The 14,181-nt window shown below is 64.5% G+C and carries 10 protein-coding genes; 5 read left to right on the top strand and 5 right to left on the bottom strand.

All coding sequences use genetic code 11. The features are described from left to right. The first annotated feature begins 113 nt into the window (after positions 1-113). From IB268_RS29105 to IB268_RS29085, 5 genes are read left to right on the top strand one after another with little or no spacing between them, the layout of a single operon-like run. On the top strand, positions 114-353 hold the full coding sequence (locus IB268_RS29105) for an acyl carrier protein (RefSeq protein WP_006226661.1): 240 nt from the start codon (positions 114-116) through the stop codon (positions 351-353). Further along, the gene (locus IB268_RS29100; protein WP_054458333.1) at positions 331-1,518 is read left to right on the top strand and encodes a D-alanyl-lipoteichoic acid biosynthesis protein DltD; all 1,188 of its coding nucleotides are present in this window, start codon (positions 331-333) and stop codon (positions 1,516-1,518) included. The genes IB268_RS29105 and IB268_RS29100 overlap by 23 nt, the downstream gene beginning before the upstream one ends. Then, positions 1,515-1,724, top strand: a complete 210-nt coding sequence (locus tag IB268_RS29095) for a hypothetical protein (protein WP_054458336.1) — start codon at positions 1,515-1,517, stop codon at positions 1,722-1,724. Before IB268_RS29100 ends, IB268_RS29095 begins: the two co-directional genes overlap by 4 nt. A gap of 7 nt (positions 1,725-1,731) precedes the next feature. Beyond that, entirely contained in the window at positions 1,732-2,859 is a 1,128-nt protein-coding gene (locus IB268_RS29090) for an MBOAT family O-acyltransferase (protein WP_054458338.1), read from the top strand. 16 nt (positions 2,860-2,875) lie between these two features. Further along, on the top strand, positions 2,876-4,318 hold the full coding sequence (locus IB268_RS29085) for a D-alanine--poly(phosphoribitol) ligase (RefSeq protein ID WP_192355198.1): 1,443 nt from the start codon (positions 2,876-2,878) through the stop codon (positions 4,316-4,318). 27 nt (positions 4,319-4,345) lie between these two features. On the opposite strand, the gene IB268_RS29080 is transcribed toward IB268_RS29085, so the two are convergent. From IB268_RS29080 to IB268_RS29060, 5 genes are all read right to left on the bottom strand, one after another. Further along, entirely contained in the window at positions 4,346-4,906 is a 561-nt protein-coding gene (locus IB268_RS29080; RefSeq protein WP_054458342.1) for a YggT family protein, read from the bottom strand. Between the two features lie 181 nt (positions 4,907-5,087). Continuing rightward, the gene (locus IB268_RS29075; protein WP_192330146.1) at positions 5,088-5,771 is read right to left on the bottom strand and encodes a histone H1-like DNA-binding protein; all 684 of its coding nucleotides are present in this window, start codon (positions 5,769-5,771) and stop codon (positions 5,088-5,090) included. A 423-nt stretch (positions 5,772-6,194) separates the two neighbouring features. Then, positions 6,195-7,394: a ribonucleotide-diphosphate reductase subunit beta gene (locus IB268_RS29070; RefSeq protein ID WP_192353468.1), complete on the bottom strand. Its 1,200-nt coding sequence runs from the start codon at positions 7,392-7,394 to the stop codon at positions 6,195-6,197. A gap of 20 nt (positions 7,395-7,414) precedes the next feature. Next, entirely contained in the window at positions 7,415-10,348 is a 2,934-nt protein-coding gene (locus tag IB268_RS29065) for a ribonucleoside-diphosphate reductase subunit alpha (protein ID WP_054458348.1), read from the bottom strand. 302 nt (positions 10,349-10,650) lie between these two features. Next, the gene (locus IB268_RS29060; protein WP_192355197.1) at positions 10,651-14,157 is read right to left on the bottom strand and encodes an indolepyruvate ferredoxin oxidoreductase family protein; all 3,507 of its coding nucleotides are present in this window, start codon (positions 14,155-14,157) and stop codon (positions 10,651-10,653) included. Positions 14,158-14,181: the final 24 nt, after the last annotated feature.

Below are 14,181 nucleotides of genomic sequence, written 5' to 3'. Positions count from 1 at the left end.
TGCCGGGGGGCTGGATATTCAGCCTGGTTTCAGCAGTTTCTCTGTAATCTCATCGTCCTGAATCCCGGGGCGGGGGATTGTTGGCCGATCAGGCCTGTAACGCCGCACTATCTATGCATACCGAGCAAGAACTCCACACCAAGATCGGCGAGATCGTCGAGTCGATCGTCATGAAGAAAGTCACCCCCGATACGCAGTTGATTGCCACAGGCCTGGTCGATTCGCTCGCCGCCGTGGACATCACGCTGGCGGTCGAGTCGGAGTACGGCTGCAGCATTCCGGCTCCCGAGATCGCGGAGCACCTACAGTCGGTCCGCACGCTTGCCGGCTATGTCGCTGCCCATACTTCGTAATACCCGGCTGTTGTCTCACGTCGCGGCAGCCGCGACGGCGGTGGCTCTGGCGGTGGGTACGTATTGCGGCGCGGACGATCTACTCAGCCGCGTCGTGAATCCCATGTCGGCGCCCTCGGCCGCGGGCTCCGCCAAGAGCAACTACCTGCCCAACCTGGGGCCGGACTGGGGTACGCAGCACGTCAACCTGAACCGCCTGGGCAACGCCCTGAGCGATGGCACGCTGGTCGTGCTCGGCTCGTCCGAACTGTCCAGCCACGACCTGCGCTTCGTGCCTTACCGCTTCTTCCCCGAAGAGCTGAAAGTGCCGACGCTGGCCTATGGCCACGCCATGTTCCAGTCCTATGGCATCGTCAGCGTGCTGGAGTCGGTGGCGGATTCGCTCACGCCCAATACACGGTTGGTGATCATGCTGTCGCCGGCCTGGTTTGCCTCGGGCGGGCAGTTGCCGCGCAGCGCGTTCGCGGAGCACGTCACGGGACCGGTCTGGGACCGGCTCTGGGACCAGCCCAACACGCGCGAACAGATGCAGAACTGGATCAGCGACAACGCCAACTGGGGCCTGCTGTGGCTCATCGCCAATGGCCAGGTTGCCGAGCTGAAGGACAAGCTGGCGCTGTGGTGGCATGCGCGCAAGGAACCTGCACCCGATCGTCCGCGCACCAAGCTATCCGTGCCGGCGCACCGCTACGTGTCGTGGCCGTCGGCCGCACGCCTGGACCAGGGCCAGTGGGGCCGGCTGACGCATCAGGCGCGCGTGGTCGAACAGGACCTGGGCGGCCATAACCCCTACGACGTGCGCGACGATTACTACAAGCAGTACCTGGCGGCGCTGTATTCGCCAGCCCGCAACGAGTTCGCCGACATCGATCCGATCACCCGCACGGAACTCGGCGACCTGTCGCGCGTGATGGCCTTGCTGCAGAAGCGCAAGGTCCACGCCTACTTCGTCATCCAGCCCTTCAATCCCAAGCTCATCCTGGACGTGGAACGCTTCGACCCGGTGGTGGCCGCCATCACGGGTATGTGCGAGCGCTACCAGATGGGCTGCCTGGATCTCTACAGCATCCCCTTTGAACCGGGCATGCTGCGCGACGACATGCACCTCGCCGAACTTGGCTGGGCCATGGCCGATCAAGGCATTGCGGAGTACTTTTCCCGATGAGCAAGATTCTTCCCGCGGCCGCGCCCGAGGCCGGCCGCGCTGTTGAAGGGCAGGAAACCCGCAAGGCGGCCGTCGCCTGGGGCCGCCGATTTCTCTGGCACCTATGCCTGTATATCGGCGTGATCCTGGTGTTCGTGCTGCAGGCGCAGCCCACCACGGGCAGCGGCGGGCCGATCAAGGTCGAATTCCAATACCAACAGTTCTGAGCCCGCCATGGAATTGTTCGCAAGCTTGAGCTTTTTCGGCGGCGCCTTGTGCGGCGGCCTGGGCCTGTTGGCCTACCGTTCCTTCGGCATGCCGTTCCGTATCGGCTACCGCCACATCATCGGCGTGATCTGCCTGGGCGTGTGGATGGCGGTGTTCTGGGCGCGCCCGTATCAACCCATCGCCTTGCTGGCCATTTCCGGCACCGCGCTGTGGGCGGTGCGGCGCAACTACATCCCCACCTGGCTGGCCGTGATCATCACCATGACGCCGCTGCTGCTGGTGAAGACGGGCGTGTCGCACCTGGGCGCCATGCTGGGGCTGTCCTTCGCCACGTTCCGCGCCATCGACGTGCTGCTGTTCGCGCAGCGCAACGAACGCGTGTCGCCGCTGGACTACTTCATCTACCTGTTTTTCCCGCTGACGTTGCTGGCCGGTCCCATGTACCGCTGGCGTAATTTCCAGGCGGACCTGAAGCGCGGCTACGAAGGCGTGAACCTGAACACCTGGCTCAGCGGCCTGGAGCTCATCATGCTGGGCGTAATCCAGAAGTTCGGCGTGGCCGAACTGATCTGGCGCTACGGCCTTGCGACGCTGGACGCGCATGACTATTCGTTCACCGGCGTGGCGCTCAACGCTACGCTCTACAGCGCCTATCTGTTCTTCGACTTCGCCGGCTATTCCACCATGGCGATCGGTATCGGCATGCTGTTCGGCTTCACGTTGCCGATCAACTTCCGCAATCCGCTGGCCACACTGAACCCGCAGGATTTCTGGCGCCGCTGGCACATCAGCCTGTCGGAGTGGTTGCGCGACGTGGTGTTCATGCCCATCTACAAGGCGCTGAGCAAGACCAAGTTCTTTGGACGCCACCGCATGGCGGCGCAGAACATCGGCATCTTCGCGACCTTGCTGGCCATGGGCGTCTGGAATGGCCTGTCGCTGCACTACATCGTCAGCGGCCTGATGTTCGGCGCGTACTCGGTGGGCCACAACCTGCTGATCAACGCGGCGCGCACCCGCCCGGCCCTGCAGGCTGCGCTGGCGCAGCCCGTCATGCGCTTTCTCGGGCGCGTGCTCACCCTGATTCTTGCTGCGCTGGCGCTGTACGTGTTCAGCGGCCGCAGTCCCATCTGACGCCGGGAGTTTCGGCATGCGTTTCGATCTGAAGTCTTTCCAGTTCACAGATACCGGATATGCGCCCGACGCGCCTGCGGTCGTCGCCGCCGACCGCAGCCTGAGCTGGTCGCAATTGCGCGCCGAGGCAGGTGCCTGGGCCGACGAGGCGCGCAGGCATGGCGTGGCGCCGGACGTGCCGATGGCCATCTATGGTCACAAGGAAGCTGCATTCTTCGTCGCCATGGTCGGCGCCTTGCTGATCGGGGCGCCGTTCGTGCCGGTGGATACCATCTATCCGCAAGAGCGTTTGCGCCGCATCGTCGAGATCGTGCGCGCCGCCGCCGTGTTCGATGCCGCCAGCGGCAGCTTCACGTCGGGCGAGGGCGCCATGCTGGCCGAGCGCGGCCTGGCCTACGTCATGTTCACGTCCGGCAGCACGGGTGACCCGAAGGGCGTGCAGATCGGCCGCGAAAGCGTGGGCCTGCTGGGCGACTGGATGCTGGGCAGCTTCGGTCTGGGCGAAGCGCCCGTGTTCATGAACCAGGCGCCATTCAGCTTTGACCTGTCCATGTACGAAGTGTTCGCCACCTTGGCCGCGGGCGGTTGCTGCGTGCTGAATGCACGCGAACAGATTGCCGCGCCTGCTGCCTGGATGGCCCGCCTGGCGGAGCACGGTGTGACGGTCTGGGTGTCCACGCCGTCGTTCGCGCATCAGCAACTGGCCAACCGCGATTTCTCGCCGGCTGCATTGCCTGGGTTGCGCACCTTCCTGTTTTGCGGCGAGCCGCTGCCCGCGGCGCTGGCCAAGAAGCTGCGCCAGCGTTTCCCGGACGCCGTCATCCTCAATACCTACGGCCCCACGGAAGCCACCGTGGCGACCACCTGGATCGAAGTCACGGACGCCGTCCTGGCCGCGCACGACCCGCTGCCCGTGGGGCATGCCAAGCCGGATAGCGTGCTGATCGTGGACGAAGGCGAGATCTGCATCGTGGGCGACCACGTCATGCGCGGTTATCTGAATCGCCCGGACCTGAACGAAGCCAAGCTCTACACCTACGCCGACGGCCGCCGCGCCTTCCGCACGGGCGACCTGGGCCAGATGGAGAGCGACGGCCTGCTGTTCTGCCGCGGCCGCATGGACGACCAGATCAAGTTGAACGGCTATCGCATCGAGCTTGCCGAGATCGACGAGGCGCTGCATGGCCTGCCGGGCGTGGAGGGCGGCGCCTGCGCAGTGCTGCGCAGGCCCGACGGCACGGCGGTGCGCTTGATCGGATTCGTGGCGGGGGTGGAGGAGCAGGCGCCGCGCATTTTGGCGCCTGAGGCGCTGGCGGGCTGGAAAGAGCGGCTGGCGCAGCGCCTGCCGCCTTACATGGTGCCGTCCGAGCTGGTGGCCTGCGCGGCGCTACCGATGTCGAACAATCATAAGATCGACCGCAAGAAGCTGGTCGAGATCTACGCCGGCATTCCGGCGTAAGGGCCGGCGGGGCGTGGCCCCGCCGCTTTACAGACCCACCATGCGCTGGCTGATGTTGGACAGCACCATCAACAGCACCTGTGCGACGATCAGCAGCACCAGCGGCGAAAAGTCGATCGCGGTGCGCGGCAGCAGGCGGCGGATGGGGTCCAGCATGGGCGCGGTCAGCGCCTGCAGCAGCGGCATCATGGGCGCCATCGGATTCACCCACGACAGCACGGCCTGGATCAGCGTCAGCCATACCACCAGGTTCAGCGCCCATTTGACGGCCATGATCAGCGCCGAGCCCATGACCCTGGGCAGGTAATCCAGCGGAATCAGCGCACCGATCACCACCAGCCAGATCAGCACCAGATAGACCAACGCGGACAACCACACGGCGACGAGGCTGGTCCAGTCGATCTTGTTGCCGGCGGGAATGATCTTGCGCAGCGGCATCACCAGCCAGTTGGTGACTTGGTAGATGAAGCGCGACAACGGGTTGAAGGGGTGCAGCCGTATCGCGTGCATCCAGGCGCGCGCAATCAGCGCCGCGCCAAACAGCGTGAACACGATTTCGAGAAGGAAACGCAAGATTTCATCGAGCATGGACACGGTCACCCTGAAAAAGAGGAGTCAATTGTCGCATGCCCAGGCGAAAAATCGCCTGCAGGCCGCGCGCGCTCGCCGTTCTGGAGGATACTGGCCAATGCCGGGCCGCGCGGACACGAAAAAGCCGCCCGGCTTAAGCCAGGCGGCTCTGCGAAGCTAGTGCTTCGAACCGTCCGGATTAAGGACGGCCACCCGTCGGGAACGGCCACGACGCGGCGGGGTTCAGCGCGGTCTTCGCGCCCGGAGCAGCAGCCGTGGACGGCGGCGTTGCGGGCTTCTTCGGAGCGGCTTTCTTCGCAGCGGGCTTCTTGGCGGCAGCAGGCTTCTTGGCAGCAGCAGGCTTGGCTGCAGCAGGAGCCTTCTTGGCAGCGGGGGCCTTCTTGGCAACAGCCTTCTTGGCGGCAGGCGCCTTCTTGGCTACGGCCTTCTTGGCAACCGCCTTCTTGGCAGCAGGAGCCTTTTTGGCGACGGCCTTCTTGGCTACCGCTTTCTTGGCGACGGCCTTCTTGGCGACGACCTTCTTGGCTACGGCTTTCTTGGCAACCGCCTTCTTGGCGACAGCTTTCTTGGCCACGGCCTTCTTGGCGACAACCTTCTTGGCTACCGCTTTCTTGGCTACCGCTTTCTTGGCGACTGCCTTCTTGGCGACGGCCTTCTTGGCTACCGCTTTCTTGGCGGCGACCTTCTTGACTGCCGGCTTCTTGGCGGCAACCTTCTTCACTGCCGGCTTCTTGGCAGCGACTTTCTTGACGGCTACCTTCTTGACGGCAGCTTTCTTGGCCGGTGCGGCCTTCTTCGCTACTGCCTTCTTGGCGGCGGGCTTCTTCACCGCTTTCTTTACGGCTTTCTTGGCTGTTGCCATGGTCATGCTCCTTAGGTTCAGGGGTCCCAGAACTTAAACCCGTGCCCCGATCCGCCAACAAGGCGCATCGTGCCCGGGCTATTCATCGGCGCAAGCCGCTGTTCTGTGCGAGCAACAGCTACTACGGTTTGCGCTAATGAATTCGGCACAGCCATTTGATATGGCCCCCGCTCCTTTGGCGCGAGCCATTTCAAATGGCGCCGGTAGACGACCTGATCACAGGCCGCCGACCGCTTGTTCTACGTGTGTTCGATTGCCCCCACGCCGCGCCTTCGGCTTGCTGCCCCCGAGGGGGCGCGTTTTACCTTGGGGCGGCCCGGCGGCAAAACACCCTGACCAGGGAGAACATCATCAAGCCTGTCGCGAACGCGACGCTCCTTGCGTCTGGAGCGTGCCCGCGCCGGGCCTGATGACGTACTGCTTTTACTCCCAGCTCAGCGTGCCACCGGTTTGGTATTCGATCACGCGAGTTTCAAAAAAGTTGCGTTCCTTTTTAAGATCGATCATTTCCGCCATCCACGGGAAGGGATTTTCTTCCTGCGGGTACAGCGGTTCGATACCGATTTGCTGGCAACGACGGTTGGCGATGAAGCGCAGGTAGGATTTGAACATAGGTGCGTTCAAGCCCAACACGCCGCGCGGCATCGTGTCTTCGGCGTAAGCGTATTCGAGTTCGACCGCTTTGCGGAAGAGTTCTCGAATTTCTTCGCGGAATTCCGGCGTCCACAGATGCGGATTTTCCAGTTTGACGGTGTTGATCAGGTCGATGCCGAAATTGCAGTGCATGGATTCATCGCGCAGGATGTACATGTACTGCTCGGCGGCGCCGGTCATCTTGTTCTGGCGGCCCAGCGCCAGGATCTGCGTGAAGCCAACGTAGAAGAACAGGCCTTCCATCAGGCAAGCGAAGACGATCAGCGACTTCAGCAGCGTCTGGTCGGCTTCGGGGGTGCCCGTCTTGAAGTTGGGGTCCGCGATCGCGTCGATGAACGGGATCAGGAACTCGTCCTTGGCGCGGATGGACGGCACTTCGTTGTAAGCGTTGAAGATCTCCGCTTCGTCCAGGTCCAGGCTTTCGACGATGTATTGATAGGCGTGCGTGTGGATCGCTTCTTCAAACGCCTGGCGCAGCAGGAACTGGCGGCACTCGGGCGCCGTGATGTGGCGGTAGGTGCCCAGCACGATGTTGTTCGCGGCCAGCGAGTCGGCGGTGACGAAGAAACCCAGGTTGCGCTTGACGATGCGGCGCTCGTCCTCGGTGAGCCCGTTCGGGTTCTTCCAGAGGGCGATGTCGCGCGACATGTTGATCTCTTGCGGCATCCAGTGGTTGGCGCAAGTCGCCAGGTACTTCTCCCATGCCCACTTGTACTTGAAGGGCACGAGCTGATTGACGTCGGTCTGGCCGTTGATGATGCGCTTGTCGGCAACCTTCACGCGTTGCGAGGTGGCGGAGCCGCTGGCGGTCAGGCCAGCCGCGTGTTCAGGCGCGGCAGGCGTCGGCATGGCGGTGTCGCCGAAAACACCGGTCGCCGCCCGGACTGCGGGCGCAGCCTGCCCGCCCGCCGCGGGTGCGGGCGATTGTGCAGGTTGCGTGGCGATGGTGTCGTCTTCCCAATTAATCATGATTCATTCTCCGGAGGCGGTTATTGGCAGGCTTCGCACTCTTCGAAGCCGGGGTCGCCCGGCCGCATGGTGCAAACCGCCCCGAGAACTTCGGGTTCCGGCAAAACAGGTGCAGCAGCGACAGCAGGACCAGCGGACGGTGCGCCCGCCGAGACGGCGTTCAATTCGCCGCCGCGTCCCGTGGACTTCTCGGCGCTGGTGGCGCCAAGCGTACGCAGGTAGTAGGTCGTCTTCAGGCCGCGCTTCCAGGCCAGCTTGTAGGTGTCGTCCAGCTTCTTGCCCGACGCGCCCGACATGTAGATGTTCAGCGACTGTGCTTGATCGATCCACTTCTGGCGGCGCGACGCGCATTCAACCAGCCAGCTCGGTTCGACTTCGAACGCGGTGGCGTAGAGGTCGCGGAGTTCGGAAGGTACGCGATCGATGCGGGACAGGCTGCCGTCGAAGTACTTGAGGTCGGCGACCATGACTTCGTCCCAGAGACCGAGTTTCTTCAGGTCACGCACGAGGTAATCGTTAACGACCGTGAACTCGCCGGAGAGATTCGATTTGACGTACAAGTTCTGGAAAGTGGGTTCGATGCACGCAGATACACCAATGATATTGGAAATAGTCGCGGTTGGGGCGATTGCGATGCAATTGGAGTTGCGCATGCCATGTTGTTTGATGCGCGCGCGCAACGTATCCCAATCGAGCGTGCTCGACTCATCAACTTCAACGTGACCACCGCGTTCATCGCGCAGCATCTTCAACGTGTCTTGCGGCAAGATGCCGCGCGACCACAGCGAGCCTTCATACGATTGATAACGGCCGCGCTCTTCAGCGAGCAGGCTCGAGGCCCAGTACGCGTGATAGCACACGGCTTCCATCGAACGGTCGGCGAACTCGACGGCCGACTGCGATGCGTAAGGCACGCGCATCATCTGCAGGCAGTCCTGGAAGCCCATGATGCCCATGCCCACCGGACGATGGCGCGCGTTGGAATTGCGGGCCTTGTCGACGGCGTAGTAGTTGATGTCGATCACGTTGTCGAGCATGCGCATGGCGATGCTGACCGTGCGCTTGATCTTGTCGTGGTCGAGTTCGAAACCGCCGCCGGCAGCCGGCTTCATGTGCGCGACCAGGTTCACGGAACCCAGGTTGCACACCGCGATTTCGGATTCGTTGGTGTTCAGCGTGATCTCGGTGCACAGGTTCGAGCTGTGCACGACGCCGACGTGCTGCTGCGGCGAACGGATGTTGCAAGGATCCTTGAACGTGATCCAGGGGTGGCCGGTTTCGAACAGCATCGACAGCATCTTGCGCCACAGGTTCAGCGCCGGCATCTTCTTGAAGAGCTTGAGCTCGCCGCTGGCAACGCGCGCTTCGTAGCCCACGTAGGCTTCTTCAAAGGCGCGGCCGTACTTGTCGTGCAGGTCGGGGCAGTCGGACGGCGAGAACAGCGTCCACTCGCCGCCTTCCATGACGCGCTTCATGAACAGGTCGGGAATCCAGTTCGCCGTGTTCATGTCGTGCGTGCGGCGGCGCTCGTCGCCGGTGTTCTTGCGCAGTTCCAGGAATTCTTCGATGTCCAGGTGCCACGATTCCAGGTACGTGCAGACAGCGCCCTTGCGCTTGCCGCCCTGGTTGACCGCGACGGCGGTGTCGTTGACGACCTTCAGGAACGGCACGACGCCCTGGCTTTCGCCGTTGGTGCCCTTGATGTGGCTGCGCAGCGCGCGCACCGGGGTCCAGTCGTTGCCCAGGCCGCCGGCGTACTTGGCCAGCAGCGCGTTTTCCTTGATGGCGTCGTAGATGCCTTCCAGGTCGTCGGAGACGGTGGTCAGGTAGCACGACGACAGCTGCGAGTGCAGCGTGCCCGAGTTGAACAGCGTCGGCGTCGAGCTCATGAAGTCGAACGAGGACAGGATCTCGTAGAACTCGATGGCGCGGGCTTCGCGGTCGGTCTCGCGCAGCGCCAGGCCCATGGCCACGCGCATGAAGAACACCTGCGGCAGTTCGATGCGCGTGCCGCGGATGTGCAGGAAGTAGCGGTCGTACAGGGTCTGCAGGCCGAGGTAGCCGAATTGCAGGTCGCGCTTGGCGTTCAGGGCGTGGCCCAGCTTGGTCAGGTCATAGCTGGCCAGATCGGGCGACAGCAGGCCGCCTTCGATGCCGCGGGCGATGAAGGTGGGGAAGTATTCGGCGTAGCGGGCGGCCATGCCGTCCTGCGAGACTTCTTCGCCCAGCACTTCCTTGCGGATCGTGTGCAGCAGCAGACGGGCGGTGACCTGGCTGTAGGCCGGGTCCTTTTCGACCAGCGCGCGCGCGGACAGGATGGCGGACTTGAACACTTCGTCGACGGGGATGCCGTCGTAGAGGTTCTTGACCGTTTCCTTCAGGATCGCTTCCGTGTCGATGAATTCGGCCAGGCCTTCGCCGGCGGCTTCGATGGTGGCGCGCAGCTCAGCCAGATCCAGCGGGCGGCGCACGCCGGCGTCGGTCACGTTCAACACGTGTTCCTGCGGGGCGGCGGCCTTTTCCTGGTTGTCGGCGGCGGCGGCAGCGGCGGCCGCGCGTTCCTGCGTGCGCTTTTCGCGGTACAGCACGTAGGCGCGGGCGACGTCGTGTTCGCCCGAGCGCATCAGGGCCAGTTCGACCTGGTCCTGGATGTCTTCAATATGGAAGGTGCCGCCGTTGGGGCGGTTGCGCACCAGCGCGTTGACGGCCTGGCCGGTCAGGTTCTCGACCAGCTCACGCACGCGCGCGGAGGCCGCGCCCTGGCCGCCGTTGACGGCCAGGAAGGCCTTGGTCATGGCGATGGCGATCTTGTTGGGTTCGAACCCGACCACCGAGCCATTGCGGCGAATGATGTTGTAGCTGGCCCATTGCCCGCCATTGGGGTCGGCAGGGGAATCGGTTTGGGAGGGCGGCACGGCCGAGGGCCGGGTCACAGAGGCGATCGTAGTCTGCATGGAAGCTCCTGTGCGAAAAGCGCGTAGATAGCGACATGACGGCGTCATGTCAGGTACAAAATCGGATCTTTTGAGGGGGTCGTAACGCTAGGACGGCTTAGTCCAAAAGGCGTGGCCGACGGGAATCAGCTCTTAAGCGACCACAACATATAGTGTAGCACCCCTCGTTGGACACTAATTCTAGTGATCGAGTACGACAGGGACAAGAAAAAAATAAGACGAAGTTCACAAAAGGTTGTTACCAAATGCACTAGGCGCGCCCAGCAAGGCGCGCCCAGGAAGGTGCCGCTCGGAGCGAATGTTTATGCGGTCTTCCGCAGGGGCATATCGCGCGGGGCAGGCGCCGTATAGGTTTGCATCAAGCGGCCCAACTCCGTCCGATACTTCTCGACGTTTGCAGCCTTCACGTGACCGAAGCCGCGGATGGTTTCTGCAAGGCCGGCGATTGTAGCCGCTTGAGCCAGCTTGTCGCGGGTCAACCCTGCGAGCAACTGGTCTATGGTCTGGCGGTACTCGCGCACCAGCGCCCGTTCCATCTTGCGTTCGGCGGTGTGGCCGAAGGGATCGAACCAGGTGCCGCGCAGGCCCTTCAGGCGCGTCAGCATTTTCAGCGCGGTCATGGTGCGCGGGCCCAGCGTCATCTTGCGCGGCACGCCGGTGCGCGGGTCCTTGCGGGCGAAGATGGGCGGGGCCATGTGGAAGCGCAGGCTGTAGTCGCCTTCGAACTGGCCCAGCAACTGCGCCTGGAAGGAGGCGCCCGTGTAGAGCCGCGCGACTTCGTACTCGTCCTTGTAGGCCATGAGCTTGAAGAGGCCGCGCGCGACAGCGAGCGCCAGGCGCGGCGTCTTGGCGTCGGGCGCCAATTCGCGTTCGCGCGCCGCGACGGCCTCGACCACGTCCTGGAACTGGCGGGCGTAGTCGGCGTTTTGATAGGCGGTCAGGTCTTCGATGCGGCGGGCGACGGCGCGTTCGAACGATTCGGGCACGTGCAGTTGCACGACCTGGGCGCGCGGGCGCAACGCGCCTTCCAGCGCGTCGGGCTGGTGCGCTGCCAGACGGCCGCTGTCGAAGGCAGCCCGGTTGGCGGCCACGGCCACGCCGTTGAGTTCGATGGCGCGGTTGATGGCGGCCTGCGACAGCGGCACGCCGCCGCGCTGCCAGGCATAGCCCAGCATGAACATATTGGACAGGATGCTGTCGCCGAACAGCGCCAGCGCGGCCTCGTGCGCGTCGATCGCGACGGTGTTGGATTCGCCCGCGGCGTGGCGGATCTTGGCCAGCAGCGCTTCGGGCCGCATGGCCGCGTCCGGGTTGCGGGTGAAGTCGGAGACCGGGGCCACGTAGCTGTTGACCGTGACCTGGGTGTGGCCGCGGCGCAGCGCGCCCAGCGAGTCCGGCGCCACGGAGGCGACCGGGTCGCACAGGATCGCGGCGTCGGCCTGCTGCCAGTCCAGGCGTACCGGGCCGGCAGGCGCGCCGGCAGGCGCCAGGCGGATGTGGCTGACGACCGTGCCGCCTTTCTGCGCCAGGCCGGTCAGGTCCAGCACCGCGGCGGACAGGCCTTCCAGATGCGCCGCCATCGACACGATGGCGCCGATGGTGATGACGCCGGTGCCGCCCATGCCGGCGACCAGCAGGCGATAGGGATGGTCCAGCGCGGGCATGGCCGGCAGGGGCAATTGCGCGATCAATTTCTGCAGGCGTTCCTGGTCGGCCTTGGGCGCCGCACTCTTCTTGGGCTTGCCGCCCATCACGGAGACGAAGCTGGGGCAGAAGCCTTCGGCGCAGGAATAGTCCTTGTTGCAGCTGGACTGGTCGATGGCGCGCTTGCGGCCATAGGGCGTTTCCAGCGGCACCACCGACAGGCAGTTCGATTGCACGCCGCAGTCGCCGCAGCCTTCGCAGACGGCGCTGTTGATCAGCATGCGGCGCGCCGGGTCGGGAAATTGGTTCTTCTTGCGGCGGCGGCGCTTTTCAGCGGCGCAGGTCTGGTCATGGATCAGAACGGTCACGCCGGGGATCTCGCGCAGCTCGCGCTGCAGCGCGTCCAGTTCGCGGCGGTGGTGCACCTTGATGCCGGCGCCCAGGTCCACGCCTTGGTACTTTTCGGGTTCGTCGGTGGTGACGACGATGCGGGCCACGTTCTCGCCGCGCAGTTGCTGGCAGATGCTGGGCACCGAGATCGGGCCGTCGATGGGTTGGCCGCCCGTCATGGCCGTGGCGTCGTTGAACAGGATCTTGTAGGTGATGTTGGCCTTGGCGGCCACGGCCTGGCGGATGGCGAGATAGCCGGAGTGGTAATAGGTGCCTTCTCCCATGTTCTGGAAGATGTGCGGCATCTTGGTGTAGCGCGACAGGCCGATCCAGTCCACGCCTTCGCCGCCCATCTGCGTCAGGCCGCCGGTGTCGCGGTCCATCCAGGCGGCCATGTAGTGGCAGCCCACGCCCGACAGCGCCTGGCTGCCTTCGGGCACCTTGGTCGAGGTACTGTGCGGGCAGCCCGAACAGAAATAGGGGCGGCGGCGCATGCCGTCGGCATCGTTGGACAACGGCGCCTGGCACGCGAATGCGGACAGGTCCGCCGCCAGCGGCAGGCCGGCGGCGCGGCTGAGCCAGCTGGCCAGCGGCTGCGCCAGCAGGGAAGGGCGCAGCTGGCCGGCCGAGGGCACCAGCGCTTCGCCGTCGAAGCCTTTCTTGCCGATGACGGTGGGGCGGTCCGGCAGGTTGAACAGCAGGTCCTTGATCTGGCTTTCGACCACGGCGCCCTTTTCCTCGATCACCAGGATGTGCGAGAGGCCGCGCGCGAATTCCAGCAGACGTTCGCTATCCAGCGGCCAGGTCAGGCCGGGCTTGTAGATGCGCACCGGCGCGTTGGCGGTGACGGTGTCCACGCCCAGGCGCGACAGCGCTTCCATGGTGTCCAGGTGCGCCTTGCCCACCGTGACGATGCCGACAGTGGCCTTGGGCGCCGGACAGGTCAGGCGATCGATGCTGTGGCGGCGCGCGAATGCGGCCACGGCCTTCATGCGCAGGTTCATGCGCGTTTCGATCGCCAGCGACAGGAAGTCGCGCGCGGAATATTCCAGCGATTCGGGCGGCATGTCCGGATCCGCCAGCATGTCGTAGCGCTGGGCGGGGGCGGGAACGAAGGAATGCCCGCATTCGATGGTTTCGGACACGGCCTTGAAGGCGACCCAGGTGCCCGAGTAGCGCGACAGGGCCCAGCCCCACAGCGCGAAGGTTTCGTATTCGTCGATGGAGGCGGGATGCACGATGGGCATCTGCCAGCCGATCAGCGAGGCCTCGCTGGAGTGCGGGATGGAGGACGAGACGGCGGTGTGGTCGTCGCCCACCACCACCAGCACGCCGCCGTTGCGCGATGCGCCCGCCGCGTTGCCATGATGCAGCGCGTCGCCGGCGCGATCCACGCCGGGGCCCTTGCCGTACCACATGGCATAGACGCCATCGACGTTGCGGTCGGCGCGCACGCCGGCCTGCTGGGTGCCCATGACCGCGGTGGCCGCCATGTCTTCGTTGATGGCGGGCAGGAAGGTGATCTGGTTGGCGTCCAGCGCCTTTTGCGCCTTCCACATGGCCATGTCCACGCCGCCCAGCGGCGAGCCGCGGTAGCCCGAGACGAAGCCGGCCGTGTTCAGGCCGCGTTCGCGGTCCATCCGGGCTTGGGTGAGCATGATGCGCACCAGCGCCTGGGTGCCGGTCATGAAGATGCGGCCGGAGCTGCGGGTGAGGTTGTCGGCGAGCTGGTACTCGAGGTCCAGCTGGGGTTCGGCGGCGGGGGTACCGTCCATGGTGAATACTCCTGGTTTCGGCAC

It is taken from the genome of Achromobacter sp. ACM01, assembly GCF_014851745.1.
GTDB classification, from domain to species: domain Bacteria; phylum Pseudomonadota; class Gammaproteobacteria; order Burkholderiales; family Burkholderiaceae_B; genus Achromobacter; species Achromobacter aegrifaciens.
This window is presented reverse-complemented; position numbering and strand designations above follow the sequence as displayed.

Bases quoted from the DNA above. Each gene is read 5' to 3' on its own strand.
- IB268_RS29105 (WP_006226661.1), top strand. From the start codon at position 114: ATGCATACCGAGCAAGAACTCCACACCAAGATCGGCGAGATCGTCGAG.
- IB268_RS29100 (WP_054458333.1), top strand. From the start codon at position 331: ATGTCGCTGCCCATACTTCGTAATACCCGGCTGTTGTCTCACGTCGCG.
- IB268_RS29095 (WP_054458336.1), top strand. From the start codon at position 1,515: ATGAGCAAGATTCTTCCCGCGGCCGCGCCCGAGGCCGGCCGCGCTGTT.
- IB268_RS29090 (WP_054458338.1), top strand. From the start codon at position 1,732: ATGGAATTGTTCGCAAGCTTGAGCTTTTTCGGCGGCGCCTTGTGCGGC.
- IB268_RS29085 (WP_192355198.1), top strand. From the start codon at position 2,876: ATGCGTTTCGATCTGAAGTCTTTCCAGTTCACAGATACCGGATATGCG.
- IB268_RS29080 (WP_054458342.1), bottom strand. From the start codon at position 4,906: ATGCTCGATGAAATCTTGCGTTTCCTTCTCGAAATCGTGTTCACGCTG.
- IB268_RS29075 (WP_192330146.1), bottom strand. From the start codon at position 5,771: ATGGCAACAGCCAAGAAAGCCGTAAAGAAAGCGGTGAAGAAGCCCGCC.
- IB268_RS29070 (WP_192353468.1), bottom strand. From the start codon at position 7,394: ATGATTAATTGGGAAGACGACACCATCGCCACGCAACCTGCACAATCG.
- IB268_RS29065 (WP_054458348.1), bottom strand. From the start codon at position 10,348: ATGCAGACTACGATCGCCTCTGTGACCCGGCCCTCGGCCGTGCCGCCC.
- IB268_RS29060 (WP_192355197.1), bottom strand. From the start codon at position 14,157: ATGGACGGTACCCCCGCCGCCGAACCCCAGCTGGACCTCGAGTACCAG.